The organism is Bacillus swezeyi (assembly GCF_001969815.1).
Classification (GTDB): domain Bacteria; phylum Bacillota; class Bacilli; order Bacillales; family Bacillaceae; genus Bacillus; species Bacillus swezeyi.
Genome location: NZ_MRBK01000035.1, coordinates 1 through 19,676, shown reverse-complemented (window position 1 = coordinate 19,676; position 19,676 = coordinate 1). Strand labels below are relative to the sequence as shown.

Here is a 19,676-nt window from a genome sequence, read left to right as displayed (position 1 = left end):
TTAGTTTTCAAAGAACTTCGCTGCCGCTCTCGAAGCGACTATAATATAATAACATTTATCCAATATGTCGTCAACAACTTTTTTCAAAAAAAATGATTCGCCGTTAGCGACGAATACTAATATAACACCTCTGCAGACAAGTGTCAACAAAATATTAAATTACGATAAACTTTTTAATGACAATCAGAGCCGCTACTCCCGGCACTCCCAATATCCCGCTGACTCCAGTAGTCACAAGATTAATCGGCACATGAATGCCCATGCTTTCTCCAAACAAATTCACACAGAACAAAAACAGAGCGCCGACAATAAATCTAACAGCAATCGTGCCCATCCATTTTAAAGGTTTAAAGGAAGCCTTTGAAAAAAACAGAAGGGCAACCAAAGCCACAATTGCCCCGATAATAATAGCAGATCCCATGAATTCTCTCACTCCTCGCCTTTTCTAGTACAAGCATATGAAGAGATTCATGCAAATAGACCTGCTACTTCCAGCCGCCGATTCTTAAGTTTCTTTTTTTGGCTTCCCGCAAATAAAAAAAGTATTTCGCCTCGGCTACGTTTAACTCATGGAGAACTTCAGCGGAAGGTTCAAGGCTGTGTTCAATCAGCCGTTTTTGCCTGTTCCATTCTTCCTTTTGCCGCATCAGCTGTTCAATTAGCTTGTTGTCAAATTCTTTTCTAAGCTTCTTTTTCCGAAGAAAACCCATGGTACTGCAATCTCCTCCCTCTACATTTCACGTCTGCCTTCAAGCGCTTTAGAAAGAGTGACTTCATCTGCATATTCCAAATCGCCGCCGACCGGAAGTCCATGGGCAATTCGTGACAGCTTGATACCAGATGGCTTTAAAAGCCTTGAAATGTACATGGCCGTTGCTTCTCCTTCTATATTCGGGTTTGTTGCGAGGATCACTTCAGTCACTTGATCATCCTGCAATCGCTTCAACAATTCGGGTATTTTAATATCTTCCGGACCAATTCCGTCCATCGGAGAAATTGCTCCATGCAAAACATGGTACAACCCTTCATATTCTTTCATCTTCTCCATAGCAATTACATCTTTCGGATCCTGAACGACACATATGACCGATTTGTCTCTTCTCGTATCTTCACAAATATAGCAGGGATCTTGATCCGTTATATGGCCGCAAACCGAACAATAAGTTAAATTGCGCTTTGCGTTTACCAGCGCTTTTGCAAAATCTAGCACAACATCTTCTTTCATACTGAGAACAAAAAAAGCCAGACGGACAGCCGTTTTCGGTCCGATTCCTGGCAATTTCATAAAGCTGTCAATCAGCTTTGATATTGGTTCAGGATACTGCATTCTTATTTTCCTCCTAGAATAAACCCGGCATGTTCATTCCTTTTGTAAACTTACCCATCGTTTCATTTGTCATTTCATCCACTTGTTTTAAAGCATCATTTGTCGCCGCAAGAACGAGGTCTTGAAGCATTTCAACATCTTCAGGGTCGACGACTTCTTCTTTAATGACGACGTCGATGATTTCTTTTTGGCCGTTCACTTTAACAGTGACCATTCCGCCGCCTGCTGTACCTTCAAGCACCTTTTCAGCAAGCTCCTCCTGTGCCTTTTGCATATCCTTTTGCATTTTTTGCATTTGCTTCATCATTTTTTGCATGTTTCCCATTCCACCGCGCATACTGAAAACCACTCTCTTTCATGTTTTATTCTTTAATTTCAATCAGTTCCGCTCCAAACAGCTTTTTAGCTTCTGCTATGAGCGGATCTTCCTCTACTTTTGATTCATTTGATTCTGATTCTTCCTGCTGATGATCCTGCAGAAATTCTTCTCTTATTTTACCCCATTGTGCTTCAGGAACGCCAACTATATCTATTCTCCCGCCGAGCATTCCGTCTAAAATCTGCTCCAGGTTTGTCCTGACTCCATTATTATCTTCGGCAACCATTTTACAGTGAATTTCATATTTAAATGAAAGGACGAATGCCTTTGAAGATGCCGCCACCGGTTCGCTGTCATTTAATAAGGCAGCATGTGAAACTTTATTTTGCTGTTTGAGCTGAGCAAGCAATTCTCCCCAGTAGCCCTTTAATTTTTCAAGGTCCGGTCTTGTAGCTTCTTTTAATATTTCATGGATCCGGCCGACAGGGGCCTTATAACCGCTTTTCGCGCTTTTTTGAGGGCGTGTTGCTTCTTTTGGCTGACTTGGAGCCGCGGAAACCTGCACCCCCGATGTTTTGAGCTGGGTAATTTCCTGTTCCAGCTGGCGCACCTTGTTCACGAGGTTTTCTACTTCAGGCTGTCCAGCCGAAGGCAGCTCGGTTTTTGCACCCTGGCAAAGCTTCACAACCGCAACTTCAAAAAAGATGCGCGGATGATTCGTCCATTTCATTTCCTGATGACTCTTATTTAAAATATCAATCATTTCATAAAGGTGTTGTGAGGGAATTTGCTGAGAGAGGTTTTGGAACTCTTCGTCCACTTTCACCTTTTCAAGTACGCCTTCTAGATCCGGCGCCGTTTGATAAAGAAGCATATCCCTGAAATAGAAAATCATGTCCTCGATCAGCTTGGCCGGGTCTTTCCCCTGCTGAAGCAGTTCGTTCAATGTCTCCAAAGCACCCGAAACATTTTTTTCATGAAGGGTAGACGCAAGCTTTCCTATATAATGCTGAGACACGGCGCCCGTGATCAGCAAAGCATCATCGACCGTGAGCTCCTCGCCGCTGAAGGATACTGCCTGATCCAGCAGACTCAAAGCATCCCTCATTCCGCCGTCTGCAGCTCCAGCGATGATTTCCAGTGCGCCTTCCTGCACCTTGAACTGTTCTGTTTCAACAATCTTTTTCATTCGGCCGACAATCGCCTGTGAGGTGATTCTTTTAAAATCAAAACGCTGACATCTTGAAATGATTGTTAAAGGGATTTTATGGGGCTCTGTCGTCGCGAGAATAAATATGCAATGCTCAGGCGGCTCTTCAAGTGTTTTGAGAAGAGCGTTGAATGCGCCAATAGAAAGCATATGTACTTCATCTATGATATATACTTTATACGTGACAGCAGACGGGGCAAATTTCACTTTATCCCGAATGTCGCGTATTTCATCTACACCGTTGTTAGATGCGGCATCAATTTCGATCACATCTGAAATTGCACCGCTTGTAATGCCTTTACACGCGGAACATTCGTTACACGGTTCACTGACTGGAGCATGCTCACAGTTGACAGCTTTGGCAAACAGTTTTGCAGCGCTTGTTTTCCCTGTCCCCCTCGGTCCGGAAAACAGGTAAGCGTGAGAAAATTTCTTTTGTAAAAGGGCATTTTGCAACGTTTTCGTGATGTGCTCCTGACCGACTACATCTTCAAACAACTGCGGCCTGAACACTCTATATAAAGCTTGGTAACTCACAAACACGCCCTCCTCTTAATATCTTCAATCTTATTATACATGAAGCGGCTTTCAATTCCAAAAGCTCTTCTTAAGAAAAAAAACTCATCTATCTGAAAATAGATGAGTGTTAATTTGATGATTGATTTACCGTGCACCTTCTGTCGATTCGCTACCCTAAGCGTTACTTAAGCAGTTAGCTCAGCCCAGGCAACCCTGCGGCACATGGAAGGTTCCACTTAATGCTGCTTCCTTCCGGACCTGACATGGTTCATGGATTCCCATTGCGCAGGACCCAAACGTCAACACCACTTGCTTAAGGCAGACCTTAAAGTAAACGAACCTCGAGAAAGGAATTCGGCCTCGCTCGAGCGGATTGCGAGTACAGGGCACCGCTACCTCCCCGCTTAGCACGGCAAAATAAATATCAAATTATAAAGGTCGCGTCTGTTTGTGACGCACTCAATAGTATAACTTGTTTCATCCTAAATTGCAAATATCCGTCATTCCGGTTTGTTTTGCTTCTCCGCTTTCTTTTTTGCGCGGAGATTCTTGAAAAAATCGCTGAGCAGCCTGCCGCATTCTTCTTCCATTACTCCGCTTACCACTCCAGCCTGATGATTAAACCTCTCCTCCTGAAGAAGATTCATCAAAGTTCCTGCACAGCCGCCTTTAGGATCAAATGCTCCAAATACAACTTTATCAATCCTCGAAAGAACAGCAGCTCCGGCACACATCGGACAGGGCTCAAGCGTAACGTAAAGAACCGCTCTTTCAAGACGCCATGTTCCCAGCTTCTTGCACGCTTCGTCTATGACAAGCATCTCTGCGTGTGCAAGCGCTCTTTGCTCTGTTTCCCTTAAATTATGGGCACGGGCAATGATTTCATCATCCAGAACAAGAACAGCGCCGATTGGCACCTCTCCCTTTTCTTCAGCTTTTTTCGCTTCGCGGATCGCTTCTCTCATATAAAGCTCGTCTTGTGTCATCTGCACGCACTCTTTCAATGTTTTTTCCCCATTCAGAAAGGCTAACATATAGATAATGAAATTTGAACCTGAAAGGAGTAAAAGCGACTTGTCCACTCCAGATACCGCCCTCATTATTGTAGACATGATCAATGATTTTCATTTCGATATGGGCGATGTCCTTTCCAAAAAAACAGAGGAAATGGCCGATGATATTCTGGCTCTGAAAAAACATGCCGAGAAAATGAATTGGCCTATCATCTACATTAATGACCATTTCGGAATTTGGCAAGCGGATATTGCTGCCATTATGAAGAAATGCAAAAATGACAGAAGCAAAAACATCATTGAACGGCTCGCACCTAAAGAAAGCGACTATTTTTTAATCAAACCGAAGCATTCAGCTTTTTACGGCACTGCTCTTGAAACTTTATTAAATGAACTTCATATCCATCATTTAATCATTACGGGAATCGCCGGCAATATTTGCGTTCTGTTTACAGCCAACGACGCCTATATGCGTGAATACGAAATCACGATTCCCCACGATTGTATTGCATCCAATCATGAAAAAGACAACAAATATGCATTGACTATCATGGAAAATGTCCTGTTTGCCAATATCACAGCCGCCAAACATCTCATTGCGGAAACTTAGAGCATGAAACACTTCCTTTTCTCATATAGTGATAGCAATGAGAAAGGAGGCGTTTCCCATTCAGATTTATGTCGTGAAAAGAGGCGATACTCTTTACAGAATTGCGAATCGGTACAGAACAACGGTCAATGAAATTGTAGAAACGAATGAAATTCCCAATCCAAATCGACTCGTTGTCGGACAAACCATCGTCATACCGATTGCCGGACAGTTTTATGAGGTGCAGCAAGGTGATACACTGGCTACGATCGCTGGGCGTTTTAATATTCCTGTTACAGAACTGGCCAGAATCAACCGCATTCAGCTAGGTGCCCTTTTACCTGTCGGAATATTGTTGTACATTCCGCCGCGGCCAAAGCGGAACTTAGAAACAAACGCTTATATAGAGCCGCGGGGAGAAAGCGTCAGCCCCGCACTTCAGCAGGCGGCGAGAGAGGCGGTTCCATACCTGACCTACCTCGGTGCTTTCAGCTTTCAAGCAAAGCGGGACGGCACGCTTGAGGAGCCGCCGCTCGACAATTTAAAAGAAATTGCCGACAGACAGCGGACTACCATGATGATGATTGTCACCAATCTTGAAAATGAAGCCTTCAGCGACGAGCTTGGCAGGATCATCCTGACAGACGAGAATGTAAAAAGCAAACTGCTCGATAACATCGTTGCCGCCGCCAGAAAATACGGGTTTAAAGACATTCATTTTGACTTTGAATACTTAAGGCCGGAGGATAGAGAAGCATATAATCAATTTCTGCGGGAAGCCCGGGACCGTTTCAGACGGGAAGGCTGGTTGATCTCTACCGCCCTCGCTCCTAAAACAAGAGCCGACCAGCCGGGACAATGGTATGAAGCACACGACTATCGGGCACATGGCCAAATCGTCGATTTTGTCGTACTGATGACGTATGAATGGGGCTACAGCGGAGGGCCGCCAATGGCGGTGTCGCCGATTGGTCCTGTACGAGATGTTATTGAATATGCGCTTACTGAAATGCCTGCCAATAAAATCGTTATGGGACAAAATCTATACGGCTATGACTGGACTCTTCCTTATACTCCCGGAGGAGAACTCGCCAAAGCGATTAGTCCGCAAAGGGCTATACAAATTGCCAGCGAAAACAATGCAGCCATATTGTACGATGAAACAGCCCAGGCCCCTTATTTCCGCTATACAGACAGCGCGGGCAAGCAGCATGAGGTTTGGTTTGAAGATGCGCGATCCATCCAGGCAAAATTTGATCTGATCAAAGAGTTAAATTTAAGGGGGATCAGCTATTGGAAGCTCGGCCTCTCATTCCCGCAAAACTGGCTCCTGATTGCCGATCAATTTAATGTTGACAAAGAGACGTTCCCAAGTTGACGGAACGTTTTTTTCATGGGCAATAGAACATGATGTGATACAATATGGATGGATCATAAATTATAAGCAAATGGCTTATCTGAGTAGGAGGACACCTATGAATACAGCCCCTTTCATCGCTGTCGAAGGTCCCATCGGGGCGGGAAAAACAACATTGGCCTGCATGCTTTCAGAAAGGCTTTCTCTGTCTTTGGTCAAAGAAATTGTCGAAGAGAACCCTTTCCTCGGCAAATTTTACGAAGACAAAGACGAATGGAGCTTTCAGCTTGAAATGTTTTTCCTTTGCAATCGCTATAAACAGCTTGAAGATACTGAAAAAAAGTATTTACATAAAAACGCGCCCGTCATTTCCGACTACCATATTTATAAAAATGTCATTTTTGCGGAACGGACGTTAGAAGGTAAAAAGCTTGAGAAATACAGAAAGATTTATCAGCTGCTCACAGAGGATTTGCCTAAACCAAATATCATCATCTACATCCGGGCAAGTCTGCCGACATTATTAAAACGAATCAAAAAACGCGGACGGCCGTTTGAACAGCAAATGGACGAGCTTTATTTGGAACAGCTGATCAAGGATTATGAAACTGCGATCAAGCAAATCAAAAAAGACGACCCATCACTGCCGATCATTGAAATAAACGGAGACCAGGAAGATTTTGTTTTATCGGAAGCCGTTTTTAATCGGATTGCCGATCAAGTAAAGGAGTATATAGGATGAGTGTACATAATATTCCGAAGGATGCCATCATTACTGTTGCAGGCACGGTAGGAGTGGGAAAATCCACATTAACTAAAGAGCTTGCAACAAGACTCGAATTTAAAACATCTCTTGAAGAAGTCGTCAATAATCCTTATTTGGAGGCTTTCTATCAAGACTTTGAACGCTGGAGCTTTCATTTACAAATTTTCTTTTTAGCAGAACGGTTTAAAGAACAAAAATATATTTTTGAATCAGGCGGCGGATTTGTTCAAGACCGCTCGATTTATGAAGACACAGGCATTTTCGCCAAGATGCATGCAGATAAAGGCACAATGTCAAAAGTCGACTACAAAACCTATACAAGCCTGTTTGAAGCGATGGTGATGACGCCATACTTCCCTCGTCCGGACGTCCTAGTATACTTGGAGGGCAATTTGGAAACGATTCTGGATCGCATCCAAAAGCGCGGACGGGAAATGGAGCTGCAAACAGACAGGGCTTATTGGGAGGAAATGTACACAAGATACGAAAACTGGATCAGCGGCTTTAATGCCTGTCCTGTGGTAAGAGTCAATATAGAAGAATATGACCTGTTCAACAACTCAGCCTCTCTGGACCCTATTATTGAGAAAATAAGCGAAGCCATACAAGGATAGGCATACAAAAAAGCGGGTTCCCCAATGGAATCCGCTCTTTTTTGCTGAAAAACACAAAAAAACCGCTACCCTATTCAGGCAGCGGCAACACAATCTCCAATTTATGCTTAGTCAATCACTAAAATGCAAATCAATAATGGCGGAGGAAGAGGGATTCGAACCCCCGCGGGCTTTGACACCCCTGTCGGTTTTCAAGACCGATCCCTTCAGCCAGACTTGGGTATTCCTCCGTATCGACAAGAATTAATATAACATGTCCTATGTTTTTGAGTCAAGAGATTTTTTGATAAAAATTTAATTTTAATAATTTCTTGCTTATAATGATCCTGCAAGAACCTATTATAGCAAAGGGTGATGAAAATGTGGAGACATTTGATCAGACGTTTATCCGAAGAATATACGTTTAACAAACCCTCTCAAACAGCAAGATTGGAAGAAATCAAACGAAAACTCAATATTCAGCTCCCAAATGAATTGGAAAGTCTGCTGAAAGAAACAGATGGAATAAACGATGAATTCGACTGCCCTCTCATTTGGTCCGCAGACCGAATCATAGAGGAAAATGAGGAGCTGAGAAATGGCGAAGTTTTTAAGGATATATACATGCCCTTTGACTGTCTCTTATTTATCGCTGATGCAGGAAACGGTGACTTATTTGCTTATTCCATTTTAAATGGCTCCATTCAAAAAGACGATATATATGTTTGGAATCATGAGGATGACAGCCGCACTTGGGTTGCCCCCTCTTTAAAACAGTTTATCGAATGGTGGATTGATGGAAAAGTTCAGATTTAAAAACAGGATATTAAATCAACTGACAGGAGCAGCGATCAATGAATTATCTATCAAAAGAACTGGCAGCGGAAATTGTCGACAGAACAATGTCGATTATTGGACATAACATTAACATCATGGATGGAAATGGAGTTATCATCGCCTCCGGCGACCGCTCAAGGATTGGCGATGAACATACCGGAGCAAAAGATGTTCTTTCAGCTAATAGCGGAATCAGTATCACACCTGAGGAATGTTCTGTTTTGACAGGAACAAAACCGGGAGTAAACCTCCCGATCGCATTTCACGATGAAATGATCGGTGTCATCGGCATTACCGGATCTCCTTCTGAAGTCAGCCATTATGGAGAACTGGTCAAAATGGCCGCGGAACTGACCGTTCAACAGGCGTTTTTGACAAAACAGCTGACATGGGATCAAAGACTGCGGGAAGAAACGGTCATCCAAATGATCCAGGGAGATGATTTGATGTCCCTTGATTTTCTGGAACGCGCAGAGCGTTTAAGTATTCCACTGGAAAGCAAACGCTTTTGCCTAGTTTTTGAGCTCCCATCCTCTGATATGAAGCCGGCATTTATCAAAAAACTTGAAAAGCAATTAAAGCCTCAAGATCTCTACGCCAATATTTCTTTAACGGAGATTGCTGTTCTTCTGACAGATGAGCCCGGTAAAAGCCGGTCTGAAATCTATTCAGCCTGGCACGATTGGCTCAGCCAATGGAAGACCGTCATGGGAGCGATGGGAGAGCAGGCGGAGCAGCTTCAACAGCTGCCTTTTTCCTACCAAAGTGCAAAACAAACCTTGAGGATCGCTAAAACGATGGGATTCCGACATGATTTCTGTGATTACCGGAATTTCGCGATTCCCGTCCTTCTTTCAAAGATCCAGCAGCCCGATCAGGAAATTCATTTCAAAAAAATCTGGGAGCGCCTTTCTCAAGCAGATCCGAAAGGCGAATTGGCCAAAACCCTTCTCTGTTACATAGAAGTAAACGGTGAAATGGCAGAGGCTTCTTCAAGACTGTTCATTCACCGCAATACATTAAATTATCGCTTGAAAAAAATCGAATCAGCGACCGGATGCAATCCAAAGCATTTGGAAGACTTGTTTAAACTATATACAGCTATCACGCTTTTTTCATCCTTTTGTGCAAATGAACAATTTTAACATGAGATAAAACAATAAAATCCGTATGTCTGAACAATTCTCCCTTCGATAGAAAGCGTTTACAATTGGACGTAAAGGAGGGATGCAGATTGGATATTCAAATACACGCTATAGGCGCCCTTTGTGCATTAGCCATTTCTATCTTTTTAATTTTGAAAAAAGTGCCGCCGGCTTATGGAATGATGGTCGGAGCATTAGCAGGGGGCCTAATTGGCGGTGCGGATTTGATAGAGACAACAGATTTGATGATGGCAGGGGCTAAAAACATGATTCCCGCTGTGCTCCGTATTTTGGCAGCAGGCGTGCTTGCAGGTGTGCTGATTCAGTCAGGTTCAGCAGCTGTCATAGCCGAAACCATCGTTCATAAAATGGGTGAGAAAAGAGCATTGCTTGCATTGACTTTGGCAGCGGCTATCTTAACAACAGTCGGCGTATTCGTCGATGTCGCGGTCATTACTGTCGCCCCGATCGCCCTGGCCATCGCAAAGCGGGTGTCAATCAGTAAAGCAGCGATTCTTTTGGCGATGATCGGCGGAGGAAAAGCGGGAAACATCATGTCTCCAAATCCCAATGCGATCGCTGCTTCAGATGCGTTTCATGTCCCTTTGACATCCGTCATGGCGGCAGGGATCATCCCCGCTCTGTTCGGTTTGGGGGCCACATATTTGTTAGCTAAGCGGCTTTCCAATAGAGGAACACAAGTTGCTTCTGACGAGATTGAAAGCAGCCCCGCTCAGCATCTTCCGTCATTTTGGGCAGCGATCAGCGGGCCCGCCGCCGCTATTTTGTTACTTGCTTTAAGGCCCGCCGCGGGAATTACGATTGATCCGATTATAGCTCTGCCGGCAGGAGGCTTCATCACAGCAATTGCTTCAGGGCAAGCAGCAAAGCTAAAGGATTTTGCCGCTTCAGGTCTTTCCAAAATGTCAGGTGTCGCCGTCATGCTGATCGGGACTGGAACACTTGCCGGAATCATCGCCAATTCTGAACTTAACGGATTGATCACAGACAGCCTTGTCGGATTGGGTCTGCCAGCGTTTCTTTTAGCTCCGATTTCGGGTATGCTGATGTCCATGGCCACAGCCTCAACAACTGCGGGAACCGCTGTCGCCAGCAGCGTATTTGGCCCGACATTGCTTGATCTTGGCGTCGCCGGCCTCGCAGGTGCAGCCATGATTCACGCCGGGGCTACTGTACTTGACCACCTGCCTCACGGTAGTTTCTTTCATACGACAGGAGGCAGTGTATTCATGTCGATGAAAGAACGCCTTAAACTTATTCCTTATGAGTCGGTCATCGGATTGATCTTAACCATCATTTCAACCTTGATTTTTGGAATTTTTCAATTCTTTATTTAAAAAGGAGCTGAAGCTATGAAAATCGTGATTGCACCTGATTCATTTAAGGAAAGCATGACCTCTATGGAAGCGGCTGTAAGCATTGAAAAAGGCTTTAAGGCCGTGCTTCCTGATGCCGAGTATATTAAAATTCCGGTTGCTGACGGCGGAGAAGGAACTGTTCAGGCTCTGGTTGACGTAACCGGCGGGGAATTGATTTACAAAAAGGTGACAGGGCCTCGCGGAACACCGGTCAAAGCCGCTTATGGGCTCCTTGGAGACGGAAAAACAGCCGTTATTGAAATGGCTGAAGCATCAGGCCTTCACCTTGTTCCTCCTAAACAGCGAAACCCGCTCCTGACAACAACAAGAGGAACCGGAGAACTGATCGCAGATGCCATAGAACAAGGCGCAGACAAGATGATCATCGGACTGGGCGGAAGTGCTACAAATGACGGAGGAGCCGGCATGGCCAGCGCACTTGGGGTGAAGTTTCTGAACCGTGACGGGAAGGAGATTCAAGATGGCGGCGGAAAGCTCTCTCAAATAGCTCAAATTGATATGAGCGGTCTGCATCCAGCATTAAAACAGATCAAATTTGAGGCAGCCTGCGACGTTGACAACCCGCTTACAGGTCCTCGCGGAGCATCTGCCATATTCGGGCCTCAAAAAGGGTCGACTGAAGAAATGGCCGCTCTTTTAGACCAGAATTTGAAACATTACGCCGAGATGATCAGGGATGAGTTAAACCTTGAGGCTGATTTGCTCCCTGGTGCTGGCGCGGCAGGCGGCTTGGGAGCGGGCTTGTATGCCTTTTTAAAAGCGGAATTAAAAAGCGGCGTTGAAATCGTCTTGGATACCTTATCTTTTTCAGAAAGGATCAAAGGAGCCGATCTTATCATTACAGGAGAAGGGAAAATAGACGGCCAAACCATCTACGGAAAAACGCCTGCAGGAGTGGCAAAACGGGCCGGTAAAGCAGATATTCCCGTGATCGCCTTCGCAGGCTCGCTTGGCGAGGGCTGTGAACTCGTTTATGACAAAGGAATCTCAGCGCTTTTTTCGATCGTCCCGGGAATCACTTCCTTGGAGGAATCTCTAGCCAATGGCAATGCATACTTGGAGCACTGCGCACGAAATATCGCCGCCGTCTGGTCGTTAAAATAAAAAAGGTGCGCCTCATGACGCACCTTTTTATGATGGTTTAATGACTTCTCTGTTCCCCATATAAGGACGCAGAACTTTAGGGATGACGACACTTCCGTCTTCCTGCTGATAGTTCTCCAATAAAGCGGCAACCGTTCTGCCGACTGCCAAACCTGATCCATTCAATGTATGGACATGCTCAGGCTTGCCTTTTGCTTCTCTTCGGAACCTGATGTTGGCCCGTCTCGCCTGGAAGGCTTCAAAGTTGCTGCAAGATGAAATTTCACGATACGTATCCTGGCTCGGAATCCATACTTCGATATCGTATTTCTTCGCGGCAGTAAACCCTAAATCACCCGTACACATGCTCATGACGCGGTATGGGAGTTCAAGCAGCTGAAGCACCTTTTCAGCCTGATTTGTCAGTTTCTCAAGCTCTTCATAGGAATCTTCGGGCTTTACGAATTTGACAAGTTCAACCTTATTAAATTGATGCTGGCGAATCAATCCGCGGGTATCCCGGCCTGCTGAGCCGGCTTCTGAACGGAAGCACGCACTGAATGCAGCATAATTGACCGGCAAATCGTCGGCGGATAAAATTTCATCGCGATGCAGGTTAGTAATCGGAACCTCTGCCGTCGGAATCAGGAAATAATCCTCTTCCCTGATTTTAAAGGCGTCTTCCTCAAACTTTGGAAGCTGGCCTGTACCTGTCATACTTGCACGGTTGACCATGTAAGGAGGAATGACTTCTGTATAGCCGTACTCATCTACATGGAGGTCAAGCATAAAGTTATATAATGCACGTTCAAGTCTGGCGCCAAGCCCTTTATAGAAAACAAAGCGGCTGCCTGTTACTTTTCCGGCCCGTTCAAAATCAAGAATGTTCAATTGATCGGCGATTTCCCAATGCGGCTTTGCTTCATAGGAAAATTGAGGAAGCGTGCCCCATTCGCGCACTTCTACATTATCGTCTTCAGTCTCACCAACCGGAACAGACTCATGCGGAATGTTCGGAATGGACAGCATGATCATGTCCAGAGAAGACTCGACAGTCCTCAAGCTTTCATCTAGTTTTTTAATTTGTTCGCCGACCTCGCGCATTTCTTTAATGATATGGTCGGCATCTTTTTTCTCGCGCTTTAAAGCGGCAACCTGCTGGGACACCTCATTGCGCTTCCCTTTCAGTTCTTCTACTTTGACAATCAATTCTCTTCGTTTGGCATCCAATTCCTCAAATCGATCAAAGTCTGTTAAATCTTCTCCCCTGTGGGCAAGCTTTTGTTTGATTTCTTCAAAATTTGCCCGCAGCAGTTTGACATCAAGCATCTGCCTCGCTCCTTTTACACTGATTTGACCGAAAAAAAGAGCCCTCGCTTCCCTAATATAAAGGGACGAGAGCTCTCGCGTTGCCACCCTGATTGAAAACAGGACGAGTGGTCCTGCTTTCCGCTTCCTTTTGATAACGGGTATCCCGTAAATGCCTACTTTCATTGTTCAGCATTTCGCTCAAGGATGGATTCGGACAGCATCTTTCACCGATTCGCACCAACCATCGGCTCTCTTTTGAAAGAAAGGCTTCCTACTGTTTCCTATCAACGCTTTTCGATCTATATTGTCTTATAAATGTACTACAAGTTTTCACAGCTTTCAACCGTTTTATACAACGGCTTCCTGTTTATGCTGTTCAGCCATCTCCACAAACAACTTTGTCATCCTGTGGTCATCCGTCAGCTCGGGATGGAAGGAGCAGCCGAGAAGATTTCCTTGTTTAGCAGCGACGATTCTTCCATTGTGTTCAGAAAGAACTTCTACCTTTTCGCCCGCTTTCAAAATGTGAGGGGCGCGGATAAACACACCTGTAAACGGTTCGTCCAGCCCTTTGACGGTTAGATTTGCTTCAAAGCTCTCTCTTTGTCTGCCGAATGAATTGCGCTCAACAGTGACATCGAGAACACCGATGTGAGCTTCATCGCTTCCGGCAATGTTTTTTGCCAGCATAATCAACCCTGCGCAAGTTCCAAATACCGGCTTTCCGGATGCAGCAAATTCCTGAAGCGGCTTCATAAACCGATACGTGTCAATGAGGCGCCTCATCGTCGTACTTTCGCCTCCAGGCAAAATCAAGCCGTCGATTTCCTTCAGTTCTTCCGGCCATTTAATGACTTTTCCGGCTGCACCGCATGCTTCAATTGAGCGAATATGTTCTCTTACTGCTCCCTGAAGTCCAAGTACACCAATTGTCAGCATGTCAATCCGTCTCCTTAATGATTACCAGCCGCGTTCTTGCATACGCTGTTCTGGCAGCAGATTTGAGATTTCAATACCTTTCATTGCAGTTCCAAGCTCTTTTGAAAGCTCGGCAATCAGCTTGTAATCTGTATAATGCGTTGTCGCTTCAACAATAGCTTTAGCAAATTTAGCAGGATTATCAGATTTGAAAATACCTGACCCTACAAAAACGCCGTCCGCGCCAAGCTGCATCATTAAAGCAGCATCAGCAGGCGTTGCCACACCGCCGGCAGCAAAGTTTACAACCGGAAGACGTCCGTCAGCTTTGATTTGCTGCAACAGCTCATAAGGAGCACCGAGGTTTTTCGCTTCTGTCATCAGCTCGTCGTCACTCATTCCAACCACTTTGCGCACTTGAGCGTTCACTTTTCTCATATGACGAACGGCTTCAACGATATTACCCGTTCCAGGCTCGCCTTTTGTGCGGAGCATGGAAGCTCCTTCTGCGATCCGGCGCGTTGCTTCCCCAAGGTCGCGGCATCCGCATACGAACGGAACAGTATACTCATTTTTATTTAAATGAAATTCTTCATCCGCTGGAGTCAAAACTTCACTTTCATCAATATAATCAACGCCAAGCGCTTCGAGAACACGCGCTTCCACGATATGTCCGATACGCGCTTTCGCCATGACCGGAACTGAAACAGCGTTCATGACTTCCTCGACAATGGTCGGATCTGCCATGCGGGCAACCCCGCCAGCCGCACGGATATCAGCCGGAACGCGTTCCAATGCCATAACTGCGACGGCTCCTGCTTCTTCTGCGATTTTTGCTTGTTCGGCATTGACAACGTCCATAATGACGCCGCCCTTCTGCATTTCTGCCATTCCGCGTTTTACACGGTCAGTACCTGTTTGAGCCATTTCAAGGATCCCCCTAATCAAAGATAGAATGTTCAGATTTAATCTTATTGTATCCTATAATTCCACAAAATCATATGGAAAAACACGAAGATTATTTCTATTTTTATAACAAATCGTTAGCATTCCTTTAGATATTACAATAAAGAGCCCTAGAAATAGAGCTCTTTATGTATTAAAACCAGCCGGTCACCATATCAACGACACTGTTCCATAAGCCGGCAAAAAACCCGCCGATGCTTCTCATCGTTAAAATAAACCAGTTTGCTTTTTCATCATTTTCTTTTGTCACCAGGTTTACACCTGACACATCGCTGCCAATAAAACCGTAGTCCTTCTCTTCTCCCTTATAAGAAGCTGTCAGGGTCCCGACTTTCTCACCTTTTTTAACAGGTGCGGTCAGCTCATCTTTATTCAGCGTCACTTTCGCCTTGTAGTTCTTTTCTTCACCGTTTTTCACAGGCATTGAAAAGGCCTTTTCAGTCACGATGCCGACTTCAGTTTCTTTACCTTTGTCAACTGTGATCGTTTCGTTGCCTTTTACTTGCGCGCCTTTTGCGTAAAACTCTTTCATTGTGAAGTGATCAAATGCATAATCCAGCATTTTTTTCGTTTCTTTAAAACGCGCCGTATGAAGGTCGCCTTTCGCATCAAGGACGACGGAAATGACACGCATGCCGTTTCTTTCGGCAGTTGCAGTAAAGCATGATCCCGCTGAATCAGTTGATCCGGTTTTCAGGCCGTCAACACCTTCATATTGCTGAACAAGGCCTTTCAGCATAAAGTTCCAGTTTGGCATGTCCATTTCATCATCTGTGCCTTCTCTGAACTTCGTTTTTGCAATGCTTGCCGTTTCAAGGATTTCAGGATAATCATTGACTAAATGGTCGGCAAGAAGCGCCATGTCTCTCGCAGATACTTCATTTTCTTCATCACCGCTTGTTCCGCTTGGATGTTTGCCGTGAAGATCTTTGTTTTCCAAACCTGTCGCATTTACAAATTTGTAATTTTTCATTCCTAGTTCTTTTGCTTTTTGATTCATCAATTCTACAAACTTTGATTCAGAACCGGCAATGATCTCAGAAAGTCCGATTGCCGCTGCGTTTGCGGAATAAATCGCAGTCGCCTGATAAAGCTCTTCTACAGTATAAGAGCCGTCTTTGCGAAGAGGGACGTTGGATAACGAACGGTCCTGGGAAATTTCATACACATACTCATCAGGAGTATATTTTTGGTCCCATTTCACTTTGCCCTCGTGGATCGCTTCCAAAAGAAGATACTCCGTCATCATTTTAGCCATGCTGGCAACAGGAAGACGCTGATCAGCATTTTTGCTGTACAAAATTTTCCCTGAAGAAGCTTCCACCAGTATTGCCGCTTTCGCATCAACACTAATTGGATCATTTGCAGCTTTCGCTTTTGACATAGGAGAAAAAGCCCCCACCGCCACCGCAAAAGCAACGACAAACATGATCAGCTGTTTTATTCTCTTGCTTTTCAAATCATGATACCTCCGCTTTTCATCAGACTAAAATCTATATCAAAGCCATAAAAGACATTTTTTTAACACAACATTATAAATTTTATCATAATGAAGCAAAAAAAAATAGACAGAGTATCACTCTGTCTACACTTTAATTTTTGTCATATTTGATTAGGAAATGGTATAGTTGGGCGATTCTTTGGTAATTTGCACGTCATGCGGATGGCTTTCTCGCAGTCCCGCACCAGTCATGCGGATGAATTGAGCATCTTCTCTTAACGCGTTCAAATCTTTTGTTCCGCAGTAGCCCATACCTGATTTCAAGCCGCCGACAAGCTGATAAATCGTATCGGCAACAGGCCCTTTGTAAGGTGTCCGGCCTTCAATTCCTTCAGGGACAAACTTCTTATTTTCTTCTTGGAAGTAGCGATCCTTGCTTCCTTTTTCCATTGACGCAACTGAACCCATTCCGCGGTAGACCTTAAAGCGTCTGCCTTGGTAAATTTCCGTCTCGCCAGGGCTTTCAGATGTACCGGCAAGAAGACTTCCCAGCATGACGGCATGTCCGCCGGCTGCCAAGGCCTTCACAATGTCCCCGGAAAACTTGATTCCGCCGTCTGCAATAATTGTAGCACCGTGCTTTCTGGCTTCAGTCGCGCAGTCATAAACCGCAGTCACTTGCGGGACGCCGACGCCGGCTACAACACGGGTTGTACAAATAGATCCCGGTCCGATACCGACTTTGACGACATTAGCGCCGGCATCAATCAGCGCTTTTGTGCCTTCAGCAGTTGCGACGTTTCCGGCAATAATATTTAATTCAGGATATGTGTCGCGGATTTTCTTGACTGTATCAAGCACGCCTTGTGAATGGCCGTGTGCCGTATCAATGACAATGACATCGACATTGGCTTCAACAAGCTTTCTGACGCGCGTCATTGTATCGCCGGTTACTCCGACTGCCGCTCCTACAAGCAGACGTCCATGCACATCTTTCGCTGAATTCGGGAACTCGATCACTTTTTCGATATCTTTGATCGTGATCAGTCCTTTTAAAACACCTTGATCATCTAAAAGAGGGAGTTTTTCGATTTTATATTTCTGAAGAATTTTTTCTGCTTCATCTAATGTTGTGCCGACAGGAGCAGTGACCAGCTCTTCTTTTGTCATGACATCGCTGATTTTCATGGAATAGTCGGAAATAAACCGAAGGTCGCGGTTTGTAATAATTCCAACCAGCTTCTGATCTTCTTCGTTATCGACAATGGGAACACCGGAGATTCTGTATTTGCCCATTAAGTGCTCTGCATCAAAAACTTGATGTTCGGGTGTTAGGAAAAACGGATTCGTAATAACGCCGCGCTCTGAACGCTTTACTTTATCAACCTGTTCAGCCTGCTGTTCAATTGACATGTTTTTATGGACGATGCCCATGCCGCCCTGTCTTGCCATTGCAATGGCCATTTGAGCTTCTGTGACAGTATCCATGCCTGCACTGATAATTGGAACATTCAGCTTAATAGATGAAGTAAGCTCAACCGATAAATCAACATCGCGTGGAAGAACTTCTGATTTGGCCGGAACAAGCAATACATCATCAAATGTTAAGCCTTCTTTCGAAAATTTGCTTTCCCACATAGTAAATCCCCCTCTTTTCGGCAAAATATTATATGTAGATTATCAACTTGAATACCGACTGTCAAGAAAGCGGGAAACAGTTGTAATTTTTAGAAAATAACCAAGAGGGAAGTGGAGTTCATGCAAAATAAAGGATGGAAGGAATTAGAGCTGTTTTATTCCGTCGAAACATCCCAGCATTTTCTTGAAATGGTATATAAAAATCAAGATATGGAGGATCCTAAAAGAAACTCTTATAAAAATGGAGAACGGTTTATTTTTTTTCTAAAACATGCGGAAGCCTTCTATAAACAAGCCAAAATCGCTTCTTTAGAAATTAAGCCGATTCTTTTATTTTATGGAATGGCACAGCTTTTGAAAGCCTGCTTATTAACGACAGATCCTTCCTATCCCAGCCATACGTCAGTGCTTGCACATGGCGTAACCACTAGGAAACGGAAAAAACAAAATTACCGATTTTATGAAGATGAAGTAAAAGTCCAAAGAAATGGCTTATGTATGCATGTGGTGCAATCTCTTTTTCAATTGCAAGGTTTGAGAGATGAACGTTTTAGCATGAAACAGCTCTTGTCCAAAATTCCGGAAATCAATAAAGTGCTGTCATTCCAAAGAAAACAAAACCCAATGGTAAAAGCAGTTGTCCAAGATGGTCTTATTTGGCTGCCCGATGACACCGCCAATGCTTACAATATGTCATCCAAACGATTTGTCGAACATGTTGAATATCATTTGAACTGGACATTTTGCCAAGAAAACGAGGGCTGCCTGATCTTTTCTTCAGAACAAAAGGAATATCAGCCAAGCACTTCAACTAGCTTGCTTTTCGAATTAGAAAGCGAGACATATTTTTTTCCCGCTGAGCGAGACCGCTTTTTAAAACTCCCTGAATTATTGGTTCATTATTTGATTGCCTACAACCTAAGCATGATCGCCAGATATGAAACAGAATGGTGGTATGACCTTCTCCTCCAATGTGCAAGTGACGACTATGTCCTCATTCAGCAGTTTTTACATACAGCTGAAGTAAAGTTTCCCTATTATATCGCTCAGCTGCTTCTTCAAAAAAAGACCTCATAACAAAAAAGACCAGCTGATATCAGCTGGTCTACCTAAGCGCTTGGCGGCGTCCTACTCTCACAGGGGGAATCCCCCAACTACCATCGGCGCTGAAGAGCTTAACTTCCGTGTTCGGCATGGGAACGGGTGTGACCTCTTCGCTATCGTCACCAAACTATGCCTTCAGG

20 protein-coding genes, 1 tRNA gene, 1 rRNA gene, 1 other RNA gene and 1 other annotated feature are annotated in these 19,676 nt (G+C 44.5%); of the genes, 9 read left to right on the top strand and 14 right to left on the bottom strand.

What is annotated here, in order from left to right; all coding sequences use genetic code 11:
- Positions 1 to 154: 154 nt before the first annotated feature.
- The 7 genes from BTA30_RS20635 to tadA form a co-directional block, all read right to left on the bottom strand.
- Positions 155 to 421, bottom strand: a complete 267-nt coding sequence (locus tag BTA30_RS20635) for a pro-sigmaK processing inhibitor BofA family protein (protein ID WP_076763668.1) — start codon at positions 419 to 421, stop codon at positions 155 to 157.
- 64 nt (positions 422 to 485) lie between these two features.
- The gene (locus BTA30_RS20630; RefSeq protein WP_076763665.1) at positions 486 to 710 is read right to left on the bottom strand and encodes a YaaL family protein; all 225 of its coding nucleotides are present in this window, start codon (positions 708 to 710) and stop codon (positions 486 to 488) included.
- Positions 711 to 730: 20 nt separating this feature from the next.
- Positions 731 to 1,327: a recombination protein RecR gene (recR, locus tag BTA30_RS20625; RefSeq protein WP_076763663.1), complete on the bottom strand. Its 597-nt coding sequence runs from the start codon at positions 1,325 to 1,327 to the stop codon at positions 731 to 733.
- Positions 1,328 to 1,340: 13 nt separating this feature from the next.
- On the bottom strand, positions 1,341 to 1,664 hold the full coding sequence (locus tag BTA30_RS20620) for a YbaB/EbfC family nucleoid-associated protein (RefSeq protein ID WP_076763661.1): 324 nt from the start codon (positions 1,662 to 1,664) through the stop codon (positions 1,341 to 1,343).
- Positions 1,665 to 1,689: 25 nt separating this feature from the next.
- A complete protein-coding gene (dnaX, locus tag BTA30_RS20615; RefSeq protein ID WP_076763658.1) occupies positions 1,690 to 3,393 on the bottom strand; it encodes a DNA polymerase III subunit gamma/tau in 1,704 nt (567 codons plus the stop codon).
- Between the two features lie 129 nt (positions 3,394 to 3,522).
- Positions 3,523 to 3,788, bottom strand: an RNA gene (gene ffs, locus BTA30_RS20610) — signal recognition particle sRNA large type.
- A gap of 87 nt (positions 3,789 to 3,875) precedes the next feature.
- Positions 3,876 to 4,361 carry a tRNA adenosine(34) deaminase TadA gene (tadA, locus tag BTA30_RS20605; protein ID WP_076763656.1) on the bottom strand — a complete coding sequence of 162 codons (486 nt, stop codon included), beginning with the start codon at positions 4,359 to 4,361 and terminating at the stop codon, positions 3,876 to 3,878.
- Between the two features lie 88 nt (positions 4,362 to 4,449).
- Between tadA and BTA30_RS20600 the strand changes: the two genes are divergently transcribed.
- The 4 genes from BTA30_RS20600 to BTA30_RS20585 all read left to right on the top strand — a co-directional run bounded on the left by BTA30_RS20600 (position 4,450) and on the right by BTA30_RS20585 (position 7,714).
- Positions 4,450 to 4,998 carry a cysteine hydrolase family protein gene (locus BTA30_RS20600; protein ID WP_239693716.1) on the top strand — a complete coding sequence of 183 codons (549 nt, stop codon included), beginning with the start codon at positions 4,450 to 4,452 and terminating at the stop codon, positions 4,996 to 4,998.
- A 37-nt stretch (positions 4,999 to 5,035) separates the two neighbouring features.
- Positions 5,036 to 6,355, top strand: a complete 1,320-nt coding sequence (locus BTA30_RS20595; protein ID WP_076763651.1) for a glycoside hydrolase family 18 protein — start codon at positions 5,036 to 5,038, stop codon at positions 6,353 to 6,355.
- A 97-nt stretch (positions 6,356 to 6,452) separates the two neighbouring features.
- Entirely contained in the window at positions 6,453 to 7,076 is a 624-nt protein-coding gene (locus tag BTA30_RS20590; protein ID WP_076763648.1) for a deoxynucleoside kinase, read from the top strand.
- Positions 7,073 to 7,714, top strand: coding sequence for a deoxynucleoside kinase (locus BTA30_RS20585; protein WP_076763646.1), 642 nt, complete (start codon positions 7,073 to 7,075; stop codon positions 7,712 to 7,714). The genes BTA30_RS20590 and BTA30_RS20585 overlap by 4 nt, the downstream gene beginning before the upstream one ends.
- Positions 7,715 to 7,851: 137 nt before the next feature.
- On the opposite strand, the gene BTA30_RS20580 is transcribed toward BTA30_RS20585, so the two are convergent.
- Positions 7,852 to 7,944 (bottom strand) — tRNA-Ser (locus BTA30_RS20580).
- A gap of 130 nt (positions 7,945 to 8,074) precedes the next feature.
- On the opposite strand from BTA30_RS20580, the gene BTA30_RS20575 reads away from it, so the two are divergent.
- The 4 genes from BTA30_RS20575 to BTA30_RS20560 all read left to right on the top strand — a co-directional run bounded on the left by BTA30_RS20575 (position 8,075) and on the right by BTA30_RS20560 (position 12,179).
- On the top strand, positions 8,075 to 8,509 hold the full coding sequence (locus tag BTA30_RS20575; protein WP_076763644.1) for an SMI1/KNR4 family protein: 435 nt from the start codon (positions 8,075 to 8,077) through the stop codon (positions 8,507 to 8,509).
- A gap of 38 nt (positions 8,510 to 8,547) precedes the next feature.
- The gene (locus BTA30_RS20570) at positions 8,548 to 9,675 is read left to right on the top strand and encodes a CdaR family transcriptional regulator (protein ID WP_076763641.1); all 1,128 of its coding nucleotides are present in this window, start codon (positions 8,548 to 8,550) and stop codon (positions 9,673 to 9,675) included.
- An 89-nt stretch (positions 9,676 to 9,764) separates the two neighbouring features.
- Positions 9,765 to 11,033 carry a GntP family permease gene (locus BTA30_RS20565; RefSeq protein ID WP_076763639.1) on the top strand — a complete coding sequence of 423 codons (1,269 nt, stop codon included), beginning with the start codon at positions 9,765 to 9,767 and terminating at the stop codon, positions 11,031 to 11,033.
- A gap of 15 nt (positions 11,034 to 11,048) precedes the next feature.
- A complete protein-coding gene (locus tag BTA30_RS20560; protein ID WP_076763636.1) occupies positions 11,049 to 12,179 on the top strand; it encodes a glycerate kinase in 1,131 nt (376 codons plus the stop codon).
- 27 nt (positions 12,180 to 12,206) lie between these two features.
- On the opposite strand, the gene serS is transcribed toward BTA30_RS20560, so the two are convergent.
- The 5 genes from serS to guaB all read right to left on the bottom strand — a co-directional run bounded on the left by serS (position 12,207) and on the right by guaB (position 18,432).
- Complete coding sequence (gene serS / locus BTA30_RS20555; protein ID WP_076763634.1) at positions 12,207 to 13,487, bottom strand: serine--tRNA ligase; 1,281 nt, start codon at positions 13,485 to 13,487, stop codon at positions 12,207 to 12,209.
- Between the two features lie 58 nt (positions 13,488 to 13,545).
- Positions 13,546 to 13,766, bottom strand: a binding site (T-box leader).
- A 51-nt stretch (positions 13,767 to 13,817) separates the two neighbouring features.
- Positions 13,818 to 14,408 carry a pyridoxal 5'-phosphate synthase glutaminase subunit PdxT gene (pdxT, locus tag BTA30_RS20550; protein WP_076763631.1) on the bottom strand — a complete coding sequence of 197 codons (591 nt, stop codon included), beginning with the start codon at positions 14,406 to 14,408 and terminating at the stop codon, positions 13,818 to 13,820.
- Positions 14,409 to 14,429: 21 nt separating this feature from the next.
- Positions 14,430 to 15,314, bottom strand: coding sequence for a pyridoxal 5'-phosphate synthase lyase subunit PdxS (pdxS, locus tag BTA30_RS20545; RefSeq protein WP_076763629.1), 885 nt, complete (start codon positions 15,312 to 15,314; stop codon positions 14,430 to 14,432).
- 172 nt (positions 15,315 to 15,486) lie between these two features.
- A complete protein-coding gene (locus BTA30_RS20540) occupies positions 15,487 to 16,782 on the bottom strand; it encodes a D-alanyl-D-alanine carboxypeptidase family protein (protein WP_404802486.1) in 1,296 nt (431 codons plus the stop codon).
- Positions 16,783 to 16,965: 183 nt separating this feature from the next.
- On the bottom strand, positions 16,966 to 18,432 hold the full coding sequence (gene guaB, locus BTA30_RS20535; RefSeq protein ID WP_076763625.1) for an IMP dehydrogenase: 1,467 nt from the start codon (positions 18,430 to 18,432) through the stop codon (positions 16,966 to 16,968).
- Between the two features lie 120 nt (positions 18,433 to 18,552).
- Here guaB and BTA30_RS20530 point away from each other — a divergent pair, with 120 nt between their 5' ends.
- Positions 18,553 to 19,509, top strand: a complete 957-nt coding sequence (locus BTA30_RS20530) for a YaaC family protein (protein WP_076763623.1) — start codon at positions 18,553 to 18,555, stop codon at positions 19,507 to 19,509.
- A gap of 38 nt (positions 19,510 to 19,547) precedes the next feature.
- On the opposite strand, the gene rrf is transcribed toward BTA30_RS20530, so the two are convergent.
- Positions 19,548 to 19,663 (bottom strand): 5S ribosomal RNA (gene rrf, locus BTA30_RS20525).
- Between the last annotated feature and the right edge of the window lie 13 nt (positions 19,664 to 19,676).